This window comes from Euzebya pacifica (assembly GCF_003344865.1).
Taxonomy (GTDB): domain Bacteria; phylum Actinomycetota; class Nitriliruptoria; order Euzebyales; family Euzebyaceae; genus Euzebya; species Euzebya pacifica.
Genome location: NZ_CP031166.1, coordinates 464,478 through 484,762, shown reverse-complemented (window position 1 = coordinate 484,762; position 20,285 = coordinate 464,478). Strand labels below are relative to the sequence as shown.

General features: G+C 68.4%; 18 protein-coding genes. 3 read left to right on the top strand and 15 right to left on the bottom strand.

The window, feature by feature from the left end; genetic code table 11:
* Positions 1–307: 307 nt before the first annotated feature.
* Positions 308–2,110: a helicase-related protein gene (locus DVS28_RS27625; protein WP_114594854.1), complete on the bottom strand. Its 1,803-nt coding sequence runs from the start codon at positions 2,108–2,110 to the stop codon at positions 308–310.
* 459 nt (positions 2,111–2,569) lie between these two features.
* Here DVS28_RS27625 and DVS28_RS27620 point away from each other — a divergent pair, with 459 nt between their 5' ends.
* Both DVS28_RS27620 and DVS28_RS27615 read left to right on the top strand, forming a co-directional pair.
* Complete coding sequence (locus tag DVS28_RS27620) at positions 2,570–2,932, top strand: DUF5658 family protein (protein WP_164711205.1); 363 nt, start codon at positions 2,570–2,572, stop codon at positions 2,930–2,932.
* A gap of 84 nt (positions 2,933–3,016) precedes the next feature.
* A complete protein-coding gene (locus tag DVS28_RS27615; RefSeq protein ID WP_216826633.1) occupies positions 3,017–3,424 on the top strand; it encodes a DUF5658 family protein in 408 nt (135 codons plus the stop codon).
* Here DVS28_RS27615 and dbpB read toward each other — a convergent pair.
* The 11 genes from dbpB to DVS28_RS27555 form a co-directional block, all read right to left on the bottom strand.
* Positions 3,400–4,545: a DGQHR domain-containing protein DpdB gene (gene dbpB / locus DVS28_RS27610; RefSeq protein ID WP_114594851.1), complete on the bottom strand. Its 1,146-nt coding sequence runs from the start codon at positions 4,543–4,545 to the stop codon at positions 3,400–3,402. The two genes, DVS28_RS27615 and dbpB, sit on opposite strands and share 25 nt — an antisense overlap.
* Positions 4,546–4,588: 43 nt before the next feature.
* Positions 4,589–5,164 (bottom strand): P-loop nucleotide/nucleoside kinase family protein, encoded by a 576-nt coding sequence (locus DVS28_RS27605; protein WP_114594850.1) that lies wholly within the window; start codon positions 5,162–5,164, stop codon positions 4,589–4,591.
* 30 nt (positions 5,165–5,194) lie between these two features.
* The gene (locus DVS28_RS27600) at positions 5,195–6,511 is read right to left on the bottom strand and encodes a DNA cytosine methyltransferase (protein ID WP_114594849.1); all 1,317 of its coding nucleotides are present in this window, start codon (positions 6,509–6,511) and stop codon (positions 5,195–5,197) included.
* 78 nt (positions 6,512–6,589) lie between these two features.
* A complete protein-coding gene (locus DVS28_RS27595) occupies positions 6,590–8,167 on the bottom strand; it encodes a vWA domain-containing protein (RefSeq protein ID WP_164711203.1) in 1,578 nt (525 codons plus the stop codon).
* A gap of 2 nt (positions 8,168–8,169) precedes the next feature.
* Positions 8,170–9,339: an AAA family ATPase gene (locus tag DVS28_RS27590; RefSeq protein WP_114594847.1), complete on the bottom strand. Its 1,170-nt coding sequence runs from the start codon at positions 9,337–9,339 to the stop codon at positions 8,170–8,172.
* A 50-nt stretch (positions 9,340–9,389) separates the two neighbouring features.
* On the bottom strand, positions 9,390–9,839 hold the full coding sequence (locus DVS28_RS27585; protein WP_114594846.1) for a hypothetical protein: 450 nt from the start codon (positions 9,837–9,839) through the stop codon (positions 9,390–9,392).
* A 35-nt stretch (positions 9,840–9,874) separates the two neighbouring features.
* On the bottom strand, positions 9,875–11,932 hold the full coding sequence (locus DVS28_RS27580) for a hypothetical protein (RefSeq protein ID WP_164711202.1): 2,058 nt from the start codon (positions 11,930–11,932) through the stop codon (positions 9,875–9,877).
* A 197-nt stretch (positions 11,933–12,129) separates the two neighbouring features.
* A complete protein-coding gene (locus DVS28_RS27570) occupies positions 12,130–14,979 on the bottom strand; it encodes a hypothetical protein (protein WP_114594843.1) in 2,850 nt (949 codons plus the stop codon).
* A gap of 39 nt (positions 14,980–15,018) precedes the next feature.
* Entirely contained in the window at positions 15,019–15,789 is a 771-nt protein-coding gene (locus DVS28_RS27565) for a hypothetical protein (protein WP_164711201.1), read from the bottom strand.
* 16 nt (positions 15,790–15,805) lie between these two features.
* Positions 15,806–16,150: a hypothetical protein gene (locus DVS28_RS27560; protein WP_114594841.1), complete on the bottom strand. Its 345-nt coding sequence runs from the start codon at positions 16,148–16,150 to the stop codon at positions 15,806–15,808.
* A gap of 7 nt (positions 16,151–16,157) precedes the next feature.
* The gene (locus tag DVS28_RS27555) at positions 16,158–17,090 is read right to left on the bottom strand and encodes a DUF4417 domain-containing protein (RefSeq protein ID WP_216826632.1); all 933 of its coding nucleotides are present in this window, start codon (positions 17,088–17,090) and stop codon (positions 16,158–16,160) included.
* A 453-nt stretch (positions 17,091–17,543) separates the two neighbouring features.
* Here DVS28_RS27555 and DVS28_RS27550 point away from each other — a divergent pair, with 453 nt between their 5' ends.
* Entirely contained in the window at positions 17,544–18,020 is a 477-nt protein-coding gene (locus tag DVS28_RS27550) for a hypothetical protein (protein ID WP_114594839.1), read from the top strand.
* Positions 18,021–18,022: 2 nt separating this feature from the next.
* On the opposite strand, the gene DVS28_RS27545 is transcribed toward DVS28_RS27550, so the two are convergent.
* The 3 genes from DVS28_RS27545 to DVS28_RS27535 form a co-directional block, all read right to left on the bottom strand.
* Positions 18,023–18,316, bottom strand: coding sequence for a hypothetical protein (locus tag DVS28_RS27545; protein WP_114594838.1), 294 nt, complete (start codon positions 18,314–18,316; stop codon positions 18,023–18,025).
* Positions 18,317–18,411: 95 nt separating this feature from the next.
* Positions 18,412–19,242, bottom strand: a complete 831-nt coding sequence (locus DVS28_RS27540) for an RlpA-like double-psi beta-barrel domain-containing protein (RefSeq protein ID WP_216826631.1) — start codon at positions 19,240–19,242, stop codon at positions 18,412–18,414.
* 299 nt (positions 19,243–19,541) lie between these two features.
* Complete coding sequence (locus DVS28_RS27535) at positions 19,542–20,261, bottom strand: hypothetical protein (protein WP_114594836.1); 720 nt, start codon at positions 20,259–20,261, stop codon at positions 19,542–19,544.
* Positions 20,262–20,285 lie beyond the last annotated feature (24 nt).

The following is a 20,285-nucleotide window of genomic DNA, read 5'->3' as shown; positions in this document are numbered from 1 at the left end:
GGTTGTGCCACGCACGGGCCTGCGCCGGTGTGAGCGGGTGAGGCGACTCGTCGTCGGCCCAGTCGCTGGACAGCCCCACTGACCCGAACGGCGAGAACCCTGCGAACGGGTCAGTCGCCGCTGCGGCGAGCCCGGCTGAGGACGACACGGCCGGTGCGGCCTGAGCGGGTCCGTTGTGGCGGCCGCAGTCGCCGGTCTTGGACGGTTGGGTGCAGGACGCGCCGGTGTCGGTGCTTCGTCGGCAGGTGCTCATGCACCCGTCATTCCGTGTTCGGGCCGCGCTCTGCCGCAGCCGCGACGGTGGCCCTCAGCTGGCCTTGGCCATGCCGCCTGCTGCGGCCTCGGTGAGGAGGGCTTCCATCTCCGCGATGGAGGCATCGTCATCGCCCTGCCAGGCGGCCATGTCACCGAGGCGCTGGACCATCCTTCCGATGATCTTCTCCTCCACGGTGTCGACCGCATACGTCAGGTACGCGATGGCGTTCTGACCGTCGCGGTGACAGCGCCCCATGCTTTGGTGAGTCTCGATTGCCGACCAGCGCACGTCATGGAGGATCGTGGCGCGCGGGACGTCGTTGCCGCCCGACTCGCCCTGCTGCAGGTTGATCCCGGTGGTGACGGTGCTCACGATGACGGTCGCGGCACCGGTCTGGAAGGCGGTCCGGTTCTGCTCGCGTTCCCCTTCGCCCATCTGTCCGTGGATGGTCGCCACCTTCACGCGCTTGCCGCGCAGGCTCTCGGCGATCTCCTCCAAAGACTCCAGCCACTGGCAGGAGATGAACACCTGCCGGCCGCTGTCCAGCAGGGTGAGCGTCTGTTCCACGGTCCCGTCTGCGCGGAGGAGGCTGGCCTTCTGGCGGAAGCGGGTCTGGGCGGCGAGGCCACCGTTGGGGTCCTTGCCGCGCTGGACGAGGTCCATTGCGCGGCGGAACTCCGTCCATGCCTCGTCGTAGAGGCGCCGGTCGTCGCCGTCGAGTTCGACGGGGTGGGGGATGTGCTGCTGTTCGGGCCATCCGGCGATGTCGGTGGGGACGCGGCGGATTCCGGCGGGTGGCCGCAGGGAGGTGTAGCGGTCGAACAGCAGGGTCCGGATGAGCTCGACGTCGTCGGGGTTGCGGTCCCACACCCACTTGCCGAACTCGCCGCGGCTGATGGACAGGCCGATGTCGGTGCACCAGACCTGGAACTCCTCGAGGTCGGCGACGTCCTGGCCGGTGACGGCGGTGAGGAGTGGCGCGAGGTAGACGAGTTCGAGCGGGTTCTGGCCGGCGGTGGCGGAGGCCCAGATGGTGAAGGCGTTGCCTTGTCTGATGCCGGTGGTGCCGGTGCCGAAGCCGCTGAGGTTGCGTGCGATGCGGGACCGCATCGAGGTGGGGTTGCGGTAGGCGTGCGACTCGTCGTGGATGACGACGTCCCAGTCGACGATGGGGGTTCCGCTGTCGGCGATGTGGTTGTTCTTCGTCTTGGCCTTCTTGACGGTGGCGGCTGACCTTGGTGGTTCGATGAGCTTCTTCAACCCGTCATGGTTGATGACGGTCCACCGGCGGCCGCCGGTGCCGAGCGCCATGATCGATCGGCGCCATGCGGGGATGACCGACTTGGGGCAGACCACGAGGATGTCGCGTCGGGACGCGGGGAGTTCATGGATTGAGGCGGCAGCCTCGTAGGTCTTGCCGAGTCCGACGTCGTCGGCGAGGAGGAAGCCGGGGAGTCCGGCGTCGTGAGCAGCGGTGATCGCTGCGACGGCTTCTGCCTGGTGGGGGCGGAGGGTGATGCTTTCGCTTGGGGCGATGTCACGGGCCCGACCGCCGTTGACGTCCTCCTCGACGCGGGCTTCCCATGACAGGGGCGCGGGCCTGAACCGGCCCAGTTCGGTGGGGAGGGTGTCGCCGACGTAGACGTGGGCCCTGCGTGCGGCGTCCCACTTGGCACCGAAGAAGGAGGCGATCTGTCGGGCTTCGTAGGGGACGTCGAGGACGTGCAGGTACTGGCCGCCGGGGTCGATGGGCTTCGGGGGGGCCTTGGGGGCTGCCTTCGCCCGGCCCGTCGACCGCTTGGTTGAGGTGCGGGCGGGTGGCTTGCGTTTGGGGCTGCGACGTCGGGAGGCCATGATCCCTATGGTCGTTCATGGGGGTGACGCCGAACGAACCTGTTCACGCGGGACCGGTGAAGAGGAACAGGATCTTGTCCAGGAGCGAGTAGCGGCGGGGCGGGGTGTTGCTGTTGCCGGTGGGTGGTGGTTCGGGGTGGGGCATTTTCGGGTGGTCCTGTGTCATGGGGTCGGGCGGACGTCACTGTCGCTGGGAGGGTGTCCCGGGGCGGGTTGCCGTCGACCGTGAGGGGGGCTTGCCGGTTGTGGCGGGCGTGGTCGCGGAGGTGTGTGTTGACGGAAGCGGATCGGTCGTTCGTTGACGAGTCGGTGGGTGGTCCCAACGACGATGTGGCCTCTGGGTCCGCCCAGCCGTTGCCGGCGTGGCTGCGTGATCCTGAGTGGCTGCGGGCGATGCGGCGACGGCACCGTGCGCGGTTGGCGGTGCGGCACCCGCGTGTCCATGGGTGGGTGACTGCGGTGGAGGTCAGGTTCGGCCGGATGGTCGACCGGGTGGTGCCGCGGGGGCGCGTCGACGGGTTGGCGTTGCTGATGGCGTCGATGATCGTGCTGGACTCCACGGCCACGGGTCTGTATCTGCGCAGGGGGTTGGCAGTGGAGGGCAACCCGTGGGTGGTGGCCATGATGGACACCTACGGGGACGGGGTGGGGTTGGCGGTCCGGGCCGGCTGGTCGTTGGCGGTGCTGTTGGTCATCAGGATCGGGGCGATGCGTGACCGGCGGTTCCGCGGGGTGATGTTGGTGGCGGCGGCCGGGTTGTCGATGATCACGCTGGTCCATCTGGTGGCTCTTGGGTTCATCGTCGTGACCGGTCGCGCCTGAGTCACGTTCCGCACAGGGCATCTCACCAGAAGTGATCTGGTGGGGCCTTTCTGTTGCGTTGGGTAGTGTTCGCGCATGGGTGCCGTGACTACTGCGAACGCGGCTGCGAACGCCGACGTGTCGGGGGGGCGCAGCCTCCTTGACCGGCTGGTCCCAAGGAACGCGATTCGCCGTCGGGCGTGGCTTGCGGCAGTGCTTGCCTGCTACGACTCGTTGGCCACGTGGCTGTGGGTCCGGCTCGAGGTCGGCTCCGAGCTCAACCCGTTGGTTGATTCGGTGATGAGCCGGTTCGGCGCGGGCACTGGTTTGGTGGTCCGTGCCGTCTACGTCGTGGCACTGATCGCGATGCTGGCCTACATGGCTGAGGGGCGGCGGAGCAAGACGATGCGGGGGTTCCTCGCCACGGTGCTCGTCGGCATGATCGGCATCTCGATCTACCACACCGGGTTCGGCGTGGTCTTCGCTGTCTATGCGGCGTTGGGCTGGATCTGAGAGGCGGGTGTGCCGCGGACGGCTTCGATGTAGTGGCGGATCAGGTGGTTGGCGAGGAGTTGTTGGTCCTTGCTGGTGTTCTGCACCTCGTTCCACGCGCGCACGTGGTCGGTGCCGAACCGCCAGTGGCCTGACATCCAGGCGCAGTGGGGCGCGACCCGGCGGAGCTCGTCGGTGAACCGGTTGGTTGAGGGGATGGAGCCGGGCTCCGCCGCCATGTCGCAGATGGTGTCCATCAGGAAGCCCAGGGCGATGATGCCGGCGCCGTGGACCAGTCGTGACTTGCGTGGCGGTGCATCCCAGGCGTTGGGCCACACGGTGGCCACGGCGGAGAAGAAGTTGGTGACCAACTCGATGATGGCGTCGGTGTCGCCCTGGCCGGTGTGGGGGTCCCGGTAGCGGTACAGCGCACCGTCGGTCAGGGAGTTCTCCAGCATGCGCAGGACGGAGTTGTCCTTGATGAACCCGTCGGGACGGGTTGCGGTGCGAATCCGGTCGTGCAGCGGCGACCACGGCAGCAAGTTGAGCTCGGCGACGAGTTCGGCGGGGTACCGCTTGCGCTCGAGCACGCGGGGCAGCTTGGTGGTGGTCCCCGGCAGCAGCTCGTGGATGAGCCCCTTGGGCAACGGTTTGGTGTTGTTGACCAGCAGGAACTGTTCGCGTGCGACGGCTTCGTTGCCGGTGATGAACGCACAGCAGGCCAGAGGGAACGTGTCGACGTCGGCCTCGCGGACCGCGGCGGTGCGTTGCTGGCCGTCCACGAGGTGGCCGGGGCGCAGGTTCGGGTCGGCGGGGATGGGGACGACCAGGTCGCCGGTACGCGCATAGCCGACCGGTCCGTTGAGGTCGTGGGGTTCGAAGGTGACGGTGGCGTCGAAGGAGATGGTGAGGGCGTTGGGGATCATCGGCCGGTCCGACTCGATGTAGTCGGCGATGGCCCGGATGTGCTTGACGACCTCGGGTCGCTGGTAGCCGACAAGGGTGCGGCCGTCGTCGGCGCGTCCGGCCCGGTGGATGGCGGCGAAGGAGGGGATGAGCTTGGCGTCGACGGCGAAGGTGTAGACCCTCTGTCCGCGTCCCTGGTCGATCTCGATCGCGGGGAGCCGCAAGTTCGTGGTCATGCTCCGAGGGTCACCGGCGCGGCCGACCCGGCCGTCCCCGGGGTCATCCGGTGGGGGACAACGGCACGCGGGTCATGGTGGCGAGCGCAACCATGGTGGGGGTGTCCAGCGACGCGCGGATCCGGCAGGCGTAGGCGGGGACGGTGGTGTTCTGCCGGGCGTGCCAGGCGTTGAACGAACGGCCGCTGCGCTCGGCGTCGCGTGGGGCGTTGCGGCGGTCGAGGCGTCGTCGGTGCTCGTCGCGGTCCAGGTCAAGCCACAGCAGACGTGTGTCGGCCCCCACTGCGGCCATCCGGCCGGACAGGTCGTCCCACCAGCCGCGTCCTTCGGCGGCTTGCCGGGTGTAGCAGGCGACCAGGACCACGTCGACGCCGCCGATGGCGATGTCGCGGGCGACGTTCTCGGCGGCACGGTAGGCCGGCATGTTGAACGTTGTGAGGAAGGTGTCGGTGTGATGGGCACCGGGGGTGTGTCCGGCCGCGACGAGACCGGCGTCGACGATGGGGTCCATGAGGGTGTCGCGGTCCAGGAACGCCGCGCCGGTGGCATCGGCGAGCGCACGCGCGAAGGTGGACTTTCCGGTGCCGGGCAACCCGGCGACCACGGTGATGGTGCTCATGGATGGTCCATTCCGGCGGACCGCCCCGGGTCAGAGTACGGAGCGGATGCGTTCCAGTAGTGCCGCGGCCACCGGAGGGGTGACGGCGTTGCCGACCGATCGCAGCCGGTCCCGTTTGGTGCCCAGCAGTTCGTAGGGGCGGCCGTCGGGGTGTGCGGACATGGCCATGCCGGCGGCCGCTTCGTGGGGTTCAAGCATCCGGAGGCCGCAGGCGTCCACGTCGACATCGCCGGGATGGGACACGCCGTGCAGGGACGGTGGGATGGTGACCACTGACTGGTGGCCGGCGGTGGTGAGGGTCCGTAGTGGCTCGTCCAACGGGGTCGACATCTCCGCGCCGCCCTTGTTGTTGCGCATCACGATGGCTGCGGGCCCGCTGCCGGTGACGGCGATTGGGGCGTCACCCGCCGCGTCGGGGTCCACTGCTTGGGGCACCGATGGTCGGTGGCGGCTCGCCCACAGGTGCGACGCGACGGTGCAGGCCGGGTCGGGGGCATGGGCGATTCCGGATCGTGAGGCGTACCGGGCGACGCCGGCAGCGATCCTGGCGCGGGTCGCGGCGGCCAACGGGCGGACGCGTTCGCCGATGATGCCGGGCGGGATCGACAGGTCGATTGCTGCGGATGCGGGGGTGTAGGCGGGCCTGACCGGCGTTGCGCACTCGGGGCAGGTGTAGCGGTACTGCTGGGCGTACCGGCCGACTGTCCGGCCGTTGCGCCACGACTGGGCCGCCCCGACGATCCGGCCGCATGGTGCGCACCAGGCGGCTGGGGCGAACGTCAGGTCGGGCCGGTTGACCCCCGCTGCGGTCCACACCACGTAGATGCGGTCCCGCGACTGTGGCGTCGCACCGAAGAACTGGGAGTTCAACGACAGGACCTCGCCGGTGTAGCCGAGGAGTTCCATGGCCTGCCACCAGGCGGGCCACAGCTGCCAGCTGGTGGCTTCGACGACGTTCTCGACGACGACGGCCCTGTAGCGATGGACTTCTGTCCAGCGGGGGACGTCCCACATGGTCGCGCGCGCCCGCTCGTGGGCGTATCGCTTCTCCCGTTCCGCGTCGGTCAGCGCCGTCGACGGGTCGGTGTCCTTGCGGGCTCCGCGGGCGCGGCTGTGCCCGACGCATGAGGGGCTCATCCAAGCGACGTCCGTGGGCCGGTAGCGCCGCGGGTCGGTGACTGACACGTCACACACCTCGTGCTTGGTGTCGGGGTGGTTGATGCGGTGCACCTCCACGCCGGTGGGCCAGTGGTTGAGCGCCAGGTCGACGGAGTAGCCGGCGGCTGTGGCACCGAGGCTGGAGCCTCCGGCACCGCAGAATAGGTCGGTGATCGTCGGGCTGGTCATGCGGCGCTGGGCAGACGGGACGGCGAGTGGGCGACCTCGTCGGTGTCGGGGACCGTGGAGTGAGTGGTCACGGGCCGGTCAGACGTCGGTGGGGTCGACAGCGGTTGCGATCGCCCAGTCCGGCAGGTCAAGAGCTGCTCGGCCGCCCGCGTCCACGACGTCCTCGGGGGTGATGCCTTCGCGGATGATGACGATGATGACCTTGCAGTCATGAGGCGGGGTGTCGGGCCAGGGCGTGTACCCGTCGGTCATCACGATCACGACGTGCGGTCGGGGGCGTTCCTCCAGTGCGAGGTCGATGCCGACGCGCATGTCGGTGCCGCCGCCGCCGGTGAGGACGATGTCCTTGGCGGAGTTGACGCGTTGGAGGTCGCTGGCGGCCGCGTCGACGTAGGTGATCTTGTGGTCGTCGCCGCGCAGACCGGCTTTCTTGCAGATTCCGTCGATTTCGGCGAGGGCAGCTTGGATGTCATCGGACCCCATTGACCCGGAGGTGTCGAGGACGGTGACGACCTTGGGCTTGGGCATCTGCATCGACGGCAGGATCACGCCGCCTCGTTGGGTCCGCTTCGATGGGCGACGGTAGGTGTAGTCGACCTTGCCGGCGGCCCATGACAGGCCTGACTTGACCGAGGCGCGCAGGTGGCGGCGCCAGTCGATCTTGGGCGGGGCAAGTATCTCCTCGGCCAGTCGGCTGAGGCCGGCGGGGACGGTGCCCTGGCCGGAGCCGCCCTGGTGGTTGCGGATCTGGATAGCGGCGTCGCGGCGGAGGAGGTCGGCCTCGTGGGCGCTGACGCCGGAGTCGGTGACGTCGCCGGCGTCGCCGTCGATTTCGCAGGGGAACGGCTTGCCTCCGCCACCGGAGCCGCAGCCGGCGGGTGGGCCGGTCTGGTGTTCGCAGGCCCCACTGCCGGACGGCGCCGTGGTGGGGGATGGTGTGCCGCCGGAGCCGCCCCCGCCCTGCTCGGCGTCGCCGGCTTCGCCATCGCCATCGGCGTCGCCGTCGGCGTCGGTGTTTGCTGGGGTGCCGTGGCTGTCGTTGGCAGTCCCCGAGGCCCCGCCGGAGCCGCTGCCGGGGGAGTTGTCGCCTGTGTCGTTGCCGGACTGCTGCTCGGCCTCGCACGCTGGGCAGGGCGGCGGTGCGAACTGGCCCTTGATCTTGTCGTAGTACCACTCGGTGGTCTGGCCGGGGTCGAGGCCGAGTGAGGCGGAGCGGATGCCATCGGCGGGCAGCGCGAGGTTGCTTCCGGCGAGGCACTCGTCGAGGTCATCGTTGATGCAGGCGTCGCCGGCGATGTTCCACGCGAGCCTGTCGGGCAGGCCGACGCCGTGGAGGTCGCCGCGGTTGGCGTGGTCGCGCAGGACATGGTTGGCCTCGTGCAGCAGCACGGCGGAGAACTCGAACTTGCTCCACTTGCCCTTGGCGGGCTGGTTGGCGCGGGGATCGAGTTCGATCTTGTCGAAGTCGATGTAGACGCGCCAGCGGCGGTCGACCCCAATGGTGCCGAGGCCGGGTGCGGCGACGGGCCGGAGGTTGTAGACGATGGAGGCCAGGTATGGCATGCGCTGGACGGCCAGCATCGAGGCGATGCGGTAGATCCAGTCCTCCGCCTCTGTTGGTGCCCTCAGGGTCTGGTGGTCGACGAGCACGCCCATGGCTAGTTGCCGCGCAGGTCGGACATGATCCCGGCGTCGCGGATGAGGGGGACCAGTTTGGCCATGACCTTGTGGTCGATGGCGACGTTGGCGTTGCCCTGCTTGCGGACGGTCACGAGGTTGCGGAGGAAGGGCATGACGACGTCGCCCTTGTTTGCGTCGGCGGCGTGGCCCATGACCGCGAGTGCGCCGTTCCATGCACCGGACTGCGGGTCGGACATGGCCTTCTCGGTGGCGAAGGCGGTGACGGCACCGAGGATGGCGTAGAGCCGGTCGTTGCGGATGGCTTTCCAGTCCACTGAGGTCGGGTCGGCGATGACCTTCTCGGGGTCGGGCAGGTCGAGGGTGCGTTCCCATGTGAGGAACTCCACGCCGGCGGCCTCGCCCACCAGTCCGATGGTGGCGACGCGTCGGCATTCGAGCGACCGGTCGGAGTTGTCGTCGGGGAGGTAGGCAAGCACCTTGTGCAGCCAGTCCCATGTCCGCAGCGACGGCCATGCCTCGCCGGTCTTGGAGGCGTCGGAGGGGTAGGCCTGCGCGAGGGTGCGGCGGTTGCGGATGAACCCGGTGACCTTGGAGAGGGCTTTGAGGCGGCGGGCCTCGGTGGTGGTGGTCGTGGCGGTGAGCTTGTCGGTGACGTTGTCCCAGCCGACGGTCATGCCGGTCAGCCAGTCGTCGATGGAGGGGGTGTAGGGGAGGTGGAGGAACCGGTTGGAGGACGGGGGTTCCAGCTCGAAGCCGTTGGCGGCCTGGTCGGCGGGGTTGGCGGCGGCGACGATGCGGACGGCGTCGGGGAGGTAGATCTCACCGACGAACCGCTCGGAGCAGATCTTCAGCATGCCGGCCTGCACGGCGGGGGTGGCGGTGGAGAGTTCGTCGAGGAAGAGCAGTCCGCGTCCGGCGGTGGCGAGGTCGATGGCGAACTGGCGGGGCTGCATGCGCACGCCGCCGTTGTCATCTGGGGAGGGGACGGGGAAGCCGCCAAGGTCAGTGGGGTCGACGGTGGAGCAGGCGATGGCGCGGAAGGGCAGGTCGTTGGCCTCGGCGATGGTGCGGACCAAGGAGGTCTTGCCGGTGCCCGGTTGACCCCAGAGGAGCACGGGCACGGCGGCGTTGCCCGCTGCATCCATGACCGTGAGGAGGATGTCCTGGGCGATGGTCTCTGTTCTCATGCGGCGTCCGCCTCGACTCGTAGAAGATGAATTGCTAGCAACCGTAGCGCTTAGGCTGCGGGGGTGTCAAGCGGGGTGCCGGTGGTGAACTGGTCCCAGAGATCGATGAGTCGGCGACGCGTCTGGTCCGATACCGGACGGATCACGCTGTAGGTGCCGTCGGGACCGTTCTCGAACTTCTTCGCGTGCGCCATGCCGAGGTTGCCGCCACCCAGCAGGTCGAATCGTTCGATGACCAGCGACCGTTCCAAGTGGCTGTTGTCGTTGAACTGCGGGACCCCCCGGTCGTTGACGCCCTCGGTGCCATAGAGGGGTCGCAGCGTCAGCGTCATCCAGCCATGGTCTGGGTCCGGGACGATGTCGGCGGTGTCGCGGGCCAACGAGCCGAGGAACGCTACGCCCTGGTCGATGGTCCGCGTCTCCATCTCCGCCCCTGCCACCACGAGGGCGGAGAGGACGGCCAGTGCCCGTTCGGGACTGATTCCGGTGCTTGTGCTCATGACCAGAGGATGCCCGATGCCTGCGACACGACCGCTCAGATCACGACGTCGGCGACCTTGCGACCGTCGTGGAACTCGGTCACCCCGAGCTTGGCGAACTCCGCGATCACGGACTCGCGGGACTCGTGCCCACCGGTCTTGATCCACGTCGGCGGGTGGGAGATCAGGCCCACGGTGCCCTCCATCATCATCTCGCCGGAGTAGGAGCCAAGCTTGCCGAAGTCGCGGTGGAACCCGTCGTGGAAGTGGTGGTCGTCGGGGTTGGTCGCACCGAAGTGGTCCCCGGTGGTGAAGTACCAGTCGGTCCTGCGAGACAGGGCCTGGGCCTGGGCGCCGTTCCACACCACTTCCGGCTTGCCGTAGGAACTGCCGGACGGTTTGCCGTAGGACTGGGGCTTGAAGTGCAGGAAAACCGCCGATGCGCCACCGGAGTTGATGTCGGCACCCTCCGACATGCCCTTGCCGGCGTTGATGCCCATCTGGCGCCGACGGACCGTTGACGCGAGCGCACCGCCGTTGCGGACGATGTCGGTGGCGGACCCACCGGTGATGCTGACGTGGTAGGAGGTCGTGGCCTTGCGGGGGTCCGGCCCGTTCGGTCCCTGCCGGAACCGGTCGAACCAGATGCCGCCCTGCGAGCGCTTCGGGGTCGGGTCGTAGGTCGGGTCGGCCGCCATCGCAGCGCCGGATGGGAACCCGAGCGCCTTGGCGACGCCTTCGCGCAGGCGCTTGGCGCGTGCGGGGAGGACATCGGCCTCGGCCTTGGTCCGGACGGACCGCAGCCACGCGCGGAGCTCGTCGGGACCCATCCCGACGGTTTCTTCCCTGCGGGCCCACACCTGCGCCTTGGCCGTTGCGACCCCGTAGTCGGCCGCTTCGACACGGGCGGCCTGCACGTCGGGGTGTTCAAGGATGCCCATGCCGTAGGCGTTGCGTTCCAGGTAGGTGTACTCCGCACCGGCCGCAGTCATCGGTGTGCCGGACAGGTGGAGGCGGTCGAGTCGTTCCAACGCGCCGGCGGCGTCCCCGTTGGTCGGTGCGATCACGGTCATTCGGCGCTTCTGGGAGAACGCCTTGCCCGATCCCGACGTCACGGCGTCGGGGTAGTACAGCACCTTGTATCCGTCACCAAGGTCGATCTGCCACATCTTGGGCGGGCAGTCCGCGGAGGTCATCGACCCGTTCCACGAGGCGGTCCCGTTGCTGTTCTGGATCGAGGGACGCTTGCCCTCTACCTCCACGGTCGGCAGGAGCGCCGCGGACAGGTCGGAGTCGATCGGAACCTGGACGTGCTCCTCGATGGTCTTGGTGACCTCGCCCTCCCACGGGTGCAGCATGCCGATCTTGCCGCCGGGTTGGCCGTAGGCGGCCGGTTCGTAGGACGGATCGTCGAGGTAGACGGCGATCTCGTCGATCGACTGCTGGTAGTGGGCGATCATGGCGTCGAACTGGGGGCCTGCGCCCTTCGACTTCATCCCCTCCAACGTGTCGCGGATCGTCTGTAGCCGCTGCGTGTTGGTGGGCGACTCATCGGACCTGAACCGGTCGGTTCCCGCCTTCATCCGGGCGTTGACGCTCTTGGCCAGGGTGGTGATCTGGCCCTGGATGCCGTCGGTGTCGGCCGGATGGGTGCCCATCTCGGTGACCTGCTTGGTCTGGACCACGGTCTTGGTGCCTGACAGGCCGAGGGCATCGACCATCTTCTGTTCGCCCTCAGGGGTGAGCTTCAGGTACAGCATGTCGCGATGGCCGGACTTGGCCTTTGACGAGGCGTACCTCATCGCAATGACCGAGGAGTCCTCCACATCGCCGTCGGCAACCATGACGCTGACACCCAGAGGGGCTCCCGTCGGCGGTCCTTCTGCCGGCAACCATGCCACCGCGTCGGTTCCGCCGACCCCGGCTCCTTGAGTGGGGTTGGCCCCCATGGGGTTGGAGACTGCGGCGGTCGACACGATCGCACCGCTGGTCGACACCGGTGCCGAGAGCCCCTTGTGGTGGTTGCACTTGCCGGTGGGATGCTTGGTTTTCTTGGTGCACGACTTGCCGGCACCCAGGGGGTGGGCGCAGACCTTGGCGACTGCTGCGGGCACGGGACGACTCCAACGGGATCGGTGACACCGTGGCCATTCCGGGGGCCGAACCCGGGTTGCCCCGGGGACGGTTGGTCGTCGAGTCGGGCGGGTCGTCCGGCCGAGGGATGACCGTCGCCAGCCACGGGCCGAGCCGAATCGGACAAGGCGTGGACTCGAGGGCTACGAGACCGGTTGCTGGTAGTTCCCGGCCAGAATCACAGCGCCCGTAGGACCGATGCGTCGTATCCCTTGGCCTCGAACGCCGCGGCCATGTCCTCCCGGACCGACTTGCGTCGCTTGTTGGCCTCGTTGATGAACTCGTCAACGACCTGGTCGTCGGTGACCTGGAAGTCGGCGACGCCCAGGCGCTTGGCGGCCTTCTTTCGCATCCTGTCGACCCACTTGATGTCATCGCCGGCCTTGACGCCCGCCTCGGCAGCAGGACGAACAATGGCAGCCCACTCCGCATCTGAGATGGCCTCCGCTTTGCCGATGACCCCGAGTGCGGCCGTCGGGTCGATCCGCACGCCGGGAGCGAGTCCCCCGTTGACGTCGGCCTGCAGGAGTTGCTTGATGAGCTTGGTGCCGTGGTTGCCGTTGCCTTCCCAGTCCAGGGCCGGCTTGTCGGACCCCCAGAACTTGAAGGCCTGACCAAGGTCGCAGCGGGTCAGGCCGCCCGACGCAGTCCGCAACCAGTTGTCCTCCTTGCCGTCGTGCTCACCGACAAGCCAGTCGCCCACGGTCTGGCGGACGATTGTGTCCACGTCGTGTTGGGACAGGTCCTTGTGGTTGTGGCTGAGGGGCTTGGCTCCCTGCAGCAGCGGCTGCATCGCGTGATGGGCGGTACCGACCTGCCGGTAGTACACCGGGATGGCCGACAACCCAAGTGCGGCCTTGGCCTCTGAGGCCGTGGACTCCGTGATTGCGCGGGCCCGACCACCCGAGCTCGGGTGAGGCTTGCCGAACCAAGCCTGTCCCTGCCCGCAGACGAAACCGACTCGGGTGTGGGACCCGCCGGACGGGGCGTTCTGCGGAGCGGACGTCAACGTCATCGTGGCGACGTAGGCGTCGTCGCGCGCCGGGATGTCGGTGTGGGTCTTGGTGGCATGGTCCAGCAGGGCGCTGAGGTCATCGAAACCCTTGGCCCACGAGGCCACGACGACCTTCGCTCCGGCTGCCGACGCCGAGGACACGGCCGGCTTGGCCGCCTTGGGTACCTTGGACGCGGGTCCCGTGGCCAGGGGCGCGGCGACGGGCGCAGGCGACGGAACCACCGGGGCTGCGTGCTTGTCGGACGCGGCCTTTTGGGCGGCGACCATCTTGGCGGTGTTGCCATGAGCCTGCGCGATCAGCCAGTTCTGCAACGCCGACCGTGGGGTAGGCGCGCCGGTGTGCTCCATCCCGGTGTGCTCGGCCACGACGCGGAGGTCGGGGATGCCGACCTTCTTCAGCCCTGCGCGGAGGTCTTGCTCCGACGGAGGCTTGACGATCGCGATCGCGCCAGGAGCGGCGGAGTACATCGAGTCCGACAACTGGGTGGCGACCTGCTTGCCGTGCTTCCAGCCGGCAACGATCGTGTCCCATTCCGACGGCGTCAACGCCTTGGACGCGACGGCGTCATCCCACAACTGCTCGCTTTCGGCCCACTTCGCCTTGCCGGCGGCAACGAGCTTCTTGTTGGCGTCGGCCTTGAGGACGATCTCGGCAATCGTGTCCGCGGGCGTGGAGGGGTCGGCGACCTTGTTCAGGTCGGACTGGCCCACGTGATACAGCAAATCGCCGTCCATCCCGGCCATCTCGGAGATGACCGGCACCTGAGGGGCCCCGATGTGGGTCAACAGGTACGCGGGAGGCGCGAGCGCGGCGACGGACTCTGGGGTGACGCCTTCGCCGAGCACGGGGTCGTGGAGCGCCCACCGCAGACGAAGTGCGGCGTTGCGCTTCTCAACGATGTCGTGGGTGGTGATCGCCGCCGTCGCGATGGCGTGCAGCGCCTGCAGGTCGGCAAAGGCTGCCTGGTCAATGACCGCGCCGGGCGCCTGAGCTGCGTCGGGTGCCTTGGGGGCAGCATGGAGCGCGTCGTCGGCGTCGACGTCTTCGAGGGTGACCCCGTCGATGTCGGGGTAGGTGCCATCGACCAGTGATGCGTACTTCTTCAACTGGCTGGCTTGGACCTTGTCCTTGGACGGGTGATCCTGCTCGTAGGCGGGGGTGAGCCAGTAGATGATCGACGCCTTCTCATCCCCCGGCTTGGTGCCTGACGCGAGAAGCGGGTGGATGAAGCCGGCGTGGTGGGCGAGGAGCAGTCGGTCGCTGGCAGTGAGGTCGGTCAGCCAGGTCTTGCACTCGGCGATCACGACCTTCCATTCGTCGCTCTTGGTGTCCAGCCCGGCCTGGTCAAAGATCGCACGGGAGGTCTCCCCGTACTCCTTCAACGCGTCGAACTTCTCCGTGAGCGACAACGACGGGTCGTTCTTGGCGGTGACCCAGTTCTTGAACGCCTCGGCGAGCGCCTTGGTGTGCTCTGGGACCTGGGTGTAGTCGTCGGTCCAGGCCTCATAGATGTCGGCGAACTGGTCGGGGTCGATCGACCCGCCCGGGACGAGGATGTCGGCCCCGTCGTCGCTGAACAGGTCGAACGCGTCCTGAGCAGGGATCGGTGCCGACTGGTGCAGCGTCGAGGCATTCAGGAGGTTCAGGAGCGCTTCGGTCTCGGCAAGGTCGGTGATGACCTTGCCGGCCGCGGCCGCGTCGGCAACGACCGATACGCCACCCGCCCCGCCGAGGACGTGGTGTTCGGACTCGGGAAAGTTGCTCCATCCCGCTCCGACGGAGTCGGCATCCACCCATTGCTCGGGCTGCCAGTCCATCTCCTCGCCGATGAAAGCCGGGTCCTCGGACGGGTCAGATTCGACGAACGGCTCGTCGGCCGCCTTCAGCAGGTCGTCGAGGTCGTCCGCTGCGGTTGGTTCGGGCGCGACGGGCGGGTCCGGGGGCACATCGGGGTCAAGCCCCGGCGGCTCGAGAGTGAGCGTGGGTGCCTTGGTCGAATACCCCTTGGACATGACCGGGTCATTCCACTCGCATGGCGGACGGCGCCCGGGTCAACCGTTGCCGCCGAGACTCAGGCGGGGCATCAAGGCGTCGCGTTCGCACCGCAAGGTGGTGAGCACGTTCGCCAGCTTGTTGGCGATGTCGACGGATTCGAGGTGGTCGTCGGTGGCGACACGTTCGACGACGTTGAGGAACTGTTGCTGGATCCGGCTGAGCGACTGCTCGATCTTGACGAAGCGGGCAGCGTTCTCTGGGCTGTCGAAGTGGTACCAGGAGCCTTCGGCGGTGCGGACGTGCGAGATCCACGACCGGCCACTCGACTGCTTGGACGCCGGCCGGTAGGAGTAGGTCCCCTGCCCGTCGTGCTCGACGACGACGATCTCCGCTGCGCCCTTGTAGTCCTCGTCGGCGGCACGCTTGGCATCGGTTTGCGTCTGGTAGCTGTCGGGGTTGCCGCTGGCCGTGGACCGAAGCGACGGGGCCACGCCGGTGGGGGTCGCCGGAGCGGCGTTTGACCACGGTGCCAGAGCGGGCTTGGGGGCGGATGGCATCGCGGGTGCCGCGGGCGGCGGCTGGGCGGCCCCCCAGCCGTCATCGATCACCGCAGAGGGGTCTTGGATTCCCTCCTCCAGAAGGGAGGCCAGGTCGTCGTCGTCGAAACTGGTGCCTTCGAGGTCGAGGAAGTCGTCAGGATCGGACGCGGCGGAGGGTGCCGGCGTGGCAGCGTCGATGTGGTTTCGGTTGCAGTTCTCGCCCGGCCGCAGCATCTGCTGGCAGGGGCCCGAACGGGTCTGGCGGCCACAGGTGGAGATTTGGCTCATCGGGTCCTCAATCCGGTCAGACGCCGGCGAGGATCAGGTCCTCGTGGAGGCGTTCGGCGATGTCGTGTGCGCGACCTTTGGCGCCGGGCGGGAGGGGAACGGTCGCGATCCCCAAGGTGAGCCCGTTGACGCCATCGATGATGCGGCGGGCGGCCGGGGCATCGATCCGCGAGCCGCGCTGCCCGAGTCGCTCGGCGGTGTCGACGATGGCCCAGTCGACCCGGTTGTGCCACGGACCGGTCCGGCGGTGGCCGTCCATCACAGCGGCCGCTTCGCCGCTGTCGTCATCGATGACGAGGAAACCGACAACCGTGTTGGGCACGGGACTGTCGTAGCAGTGGCTGAGGGCGTAGGCGTGCATGGGTGAGTCATTCCGTTCCGGTGTGAGAGGTGATGGTCGGCTGGGCGGCAGACGATGTCAGAACCCGATTGGCGATGGCGTCCCGCACCGCTTGGTCGTAGTGGCGCAGATTGGCGGCCATGAGGTCGCTGCGATGGGCGTCTGACTTTTCGCGTCCGGTGGGGGTTGCCCGGCGGCCCTGCGAGGCGAGCTGGAGGGCCTGTTGCGACACGATGACGAGACGGTCGCCGAACCAGTTTCCGAGCTGCTGCACCCTGTCGTGCTTGGAGACACCTGAGACCAGCACCTTCGTGTCGACCCCGGCCCGGTCCATCATGGCGGCGAGGTACAGCAGGCCCGGCTCGGACAGGTCTCTCCACTCCTGGTTGCCCTTGATGGTGTGGCGCGGGATCATCACCGCCACGGGGCCGGTCTCGCCGATCCACTGCGCCCACCGGTCGAGGTCCTCTCGGCGGTACCAGTAGATCGACGGCGCCACGTTGCAGCCGGCATCGGAGAGCTCCTGGGCCACGACCATCGACCGGCGCATGTTCAACAGATGCTCGGCCCTCGGCTGGTCTGAGTAGACGCTGTAGTCAGGTGTGGTCACGAGATCGAAGCCCATGGCCGCGATCTTGCGGATGAGGCCGTCGGCGTGGCGGCGCTCCCAGAAGCGTTCGATGAGCGAGTCGGGGCTGTAGCCGATCAGGACGGCGTGTTGGTTCTCGTCAAGTCCGAGGGCTGCGTGGGCCCCCTGCGTCTCCCAGCGGCCTTGGGTCTTCAACTCCGTGCCAGCAGGGCCGGGGACGCGGGAGAGGACTCGCCGCAACGGGACGCCGAAGGCCGGCCATTGGAGCCGCTGGTGGGCCTTCTCCGCAGCCGAGGAGGAGTCCAGAAGGGGCACGTAGTGGCCCAGTTCGGGCCAGTCGAACCGGCGCAACGAGATGTCGTCGAAGGCCATGGTCCCGCCAGCACCGGCAGACCACAGACCGATGTCGGGCCTGGACCCGCAACGGACCCCGCACGCGGTGGTCTTGCAAACCGATTGCTCCATCGGCTGGGGGTTGTGGGCGACCCGCACCGAGCAGGAGCACCAGGAGCAGTTGGTGTTGCGACCGGAGCAGACCGGCTCCACGGCCGCCGGGTTGTTGATGTAGAAGGGGCATGTGTTGCAGTCACATCCCTTTGCGGCAACAAGCGTCGGTCCCGACGGAAGGATGGGGAGCAGCGGCTGGCCGAGGGGCAGTTGACTCATGTCCTACATGGTCGACCGGTGGACGGGGTGGCCCTCCCCGGGCGGCGGGACTGTCACACGCCCGGGCGACCATGGGCTTGCACGCGGAATGGATCCGACGACGGTAAGACGGTAAGCACCAACGTCAGTGACGTTGTCAACCAAGAAGGGAGGTGCCCGGTGGACGTCTATGTGCTCATCACGCAGCCCGACCAGACCGAAGTGCCGGACCTCGACATCATCGTCTACCCGGACTTCCGCAAGGACGACGACGGTGCGGCATGGCTGCCGACGGTGGAGGTCAAGTTCTCCTCCGACACCAACGACCACACCGAGGCCTTCACCCAGGCCATGGCCGCGGTCGCTCCGATCGGCGGCGTCGTGGAGAAGGTCACCGTCGATCGGGGCGAGATCGTCCGCCATGTCGATGGGGTGCCGCACGAGGTGCCCTACACCATCGTTGGCGTGTCTGAGATCGCCCGGACCCGTGGTGTGTCGAGGCAGCACATCAGCCGTCAGTCCAACGAGCAGGGGTTCCCCCCGGTGCTGGCGAACCTGTCAGCCGGTCCGGTGTGGCAGGCCGGCGAGGTGCTCAGGCACCTTCGTGACGCCGCCCGCCACAAGCGCGGACGCAGCAACACCCGCGCCCGCTACTGAACTCAAGCGGTCGCGGGGACCGACGCGGCGATCTCCGAAGCGCGAACGACCCGGATCTGCCATCCGCGGGACAGATCGCGGACGCACAGGCAGGTCGGGTCCTCCGGATCGGGGGCTCGGCCGCGATCGTCCACGACCGCTGCGATCCGCGTTCCGACGACCGCCCGGACGCGCGCCCACATGAAGGTGCGCGCTGCGGCGTCGTCCTTGGCAATGTGGACCGAGGGTGCCAGCACCCCCGGTGCGTCGTCCATGACATGGGAGCGACGCTCCTGCGTCTCGATGATGGCGTACATGGTGAGGGGTGGGCTCCGGTTGGTCGCGGCGCGGTCCGCACCAGTGTTGCGCAGTGGTGTGACAGCATGGCGGGTCCGCCACCAGGGGACGCGGGTCAGGCAGGAGCGACGGTGACCTCGACGGTCCCTTGGTCGGGGCCGGCGATCGTTGAGAACGCCGCGGCGGACAGGTCGATGCAGCGGCCAGTGGACCGATCAGGTCCGCGGTCGTTGACCACGACCTCAACGGAAGCACCGGTCGTGGTGTTGGTCACCGCCCACACGCTCCCCAGTGGGACGGTGTACATCGCTGCGGTGAACGCGTCGGGGTCGAAGGGGTCGCCCGACGCCGTCGGGGCACCCGCGAGGTCCTCACCCATCCATGACGCGAGGCACGACTCGCCGTCCAGCGCCAACGCGGTCGGGGTGGGTTCCTCGACCTGCGCAGCTGCGACCCCGGGAACCGAGGGGGTCGCAACGGCACCGCTGCCGAGGAGGCGCTGCACAGCGGCGCGTGCTTGCGGCATGAACTGGTCGGACCTCCGCTCACCGGTGTAAGGGTTGTAGAAGGCGTACCAGGGGAACCAGGTGTAGTCGCGCTGAGCAAAGATCGAGTAGGCGTAGTTGGCGTTGACGGCCGGGTCGAAGATGTCGGGAACGGGAGGGGAGTGGACGCTGTTGATCTGCCACAGGCCGTAGTCGCGGGACCCATCGGTGTTGTTCCCCACGGCGTTGGGGTCGTTGCGGGACTCGGCGTAGGCGACTGCGACAGCCCGGACGAGGTCTTCGCCGACGAACCCGGCGTTGAGCGCGACCCGTGCGACGTCGTCCATCGTGACGGCGTCGGCACCCAGCTGGACGACACCCGCCAGTCCCGGCGCCTGCGCAACAGCAGCGGGTTGGGGCGCAGGGATGGAGACGACCTCGCCGGTGTCGACACCGGACACCTGCGCGACGGACACATCCGCCGGCAGAGCGGCCGGACCATCGGGCGCACCGGTATCAGCCGGAGGGGAACCCTCACCGGCATCAGGTGTGACAGCAGTCAGAACCTGCGTGGCGACAGGTGGTCCCTGACGTGGCGTCACGCGGGGCCGCAGGGCCGCGGGGCGCGGAGGGATGCCGTTGGCAGCAATTCCCGCGACCGACCTGTCGATGTCGACGGGGGCGGGGGCCGGGACGGCGGCGGCCGGGGCCGCGCCGAGCAGGAGAAGTGCGGCCAGTGCTGCCGCAGTCAGACGGGCAATCACCCGAACAGTTCCGTGATCCAGTCGAACGTCTCCTCTGCCTGGCCAGCGATACCGGACACGGACTCGAGCACGGCCATGGCCGCGTCGATGTTGTTGGCCGGCAGGTCGGTCGCGGGCACCCCGGTGCAGGCGCAGACGATCCGGTGGATCTCCTTGAGTTCAGCCTTGTCCATGGTCGCCAAGGCCATGCCGGCACGGGTGGCGTTGCCCTCCTCCCTCACCTTGGCAACTCCCTCAATGGCCGACCCGAGGGTCTTGGGCGGCGACAGAACCTTCTCCGTGAGTGCCACCAGCATCTCCACGCGGTCCTCGGTGTCGAGGTCGACGTCCAGCACGGTCGTGAGCACCGCCTGCTTGGCGGGGTCCATCACCGACAACCGGGCGCAGGTGGTGGCCGCCTCGACGGCGGTCTTGGTCATCCCCCCGCGGCGACGCGATGTGCTGGTGCGCTTCCGGGGCTTCTTCCGCTTGGCGGCTGACGCGGCCGGGCTGGGCGCGTGCCCGTTGGCCACGACTCCGGCGTCGATGCCCAAGTGGGCGGCGACAGCATCTTGGTGATGTGGTGGCACCGTGTCGGCCTCGATCCACCGGCCAACCTCGTCGTCGTCCACGCCGACCATCAGGGCGAGGGTTGAGGAATCGAGCTCGTCGTGTGCCGCGAGCGCGGTGGCGAAGGACATGGTGGAGTGCTCCTGGGTCATCGGGAGGGGGTTCATTGGTGATGGTCGGCGGCGGTCGCG

What these genes read in the sequence shown, in the direction of transcription:
- DVS28_RS27565 (WP_164711201.1), bottom strand. Translation starts at nt 15,789, where the DNA reads ATGAGCCAAATCTCCACCTGTGGCCGCCAGACCCGTTCGGGCCCCTGC.
- DVS28_RS27585 (WP_114594846.1), bottom strand. Translation starts at nt 9,839, where the DNA reads ATGAGCACAAGCACCGGAATCAGTCCCGAACGGGCACTGGCCGTCCTC.
- DVS28_RS27545 (WP_114594838.1), bottom strand. Translation starts at nt 18,316, where the DNA reads ATGTACGCCATCATCGAGACGCAGGAGCGTCGCTCCCATGTCATGGAC.
- DVS28_RS27560 (WP_114594841.1), bottom strand. Translation starts at nt 16,150, where the DNA reads ATGCACGCCTACGCCCTCAGCCACTGCTACGACAGTCCCGTGCCCAAC.
- dbpB (WP_114594851.1), bottom strand. Translation starts at nt 4,545, where the DNA reads ATGACCACGAACTTGCGGCTCCCCGCGATCGAGATCGACCAGGGACGC.
- DVS28_RS27570 (WP_114594843.1), bottom strand. Translation starts at nt 14,979, where the DNA reads ATGTCCAAGGGGTATTCGACCAAGGCACCCACGCTCACTCTCGAGCCG.
- DVS28_RS27555 (WP_216826632.1), bottom strand. Translation starts at nt 17,090, where the DNA reads ATGGCCTTCGACGACATCTCGTTGCGCCGGTTCGACTGGCCCGAACTG.
- DVS28_RS27600 (WP_114594849.1), bottom strand. Translation starts at nt 6,511, where the DNA reads ATGACCAGCCCGACGATCACCGACCTATTCTGCGGTGCCGGAGGCTCC.
- DVS28_RS27625 (WP_114594854.1), bottom strand. Translation starts at nt 2,110, where the DNA reads ATGGCCTCCCGACGTCGCAGCCCCAAACGCAAGCCACCCGCCCGCACC.
- DVS28_RS27535 (WP_114594836.1), bottom strand. Translation starts at nt 20,261, where the DNA reads ATGAACCCCCTCCCGATGACCCAGGAGCACTCCACCATGTCCTTCGCC.
- DVS28_RS27590 (WP_114594847.1), bottom strand. Translation starts at nt 9,339, where the DNA reads ATGAGAACAGAGACCATCGCCCAGGACATCCTCCTCACGGTCATGGAT.
- DVS28_RS27605 (WP_114594850.1), bottom strand. Translation starts at nt 5,164, where the DNA reads ATGAGCACCATCACCGTGGTCGCCGGGTTGCCCGGCACCGGAAAGTCC.
- DVS28_RS27595 (WP_164711203.1), bottom strand. Translation starts at nt 8,167, where the DNA reads ATGGGCGTGCTCGTCGACCACCAGACCCTGAGGGCACCAACAGAGGCG.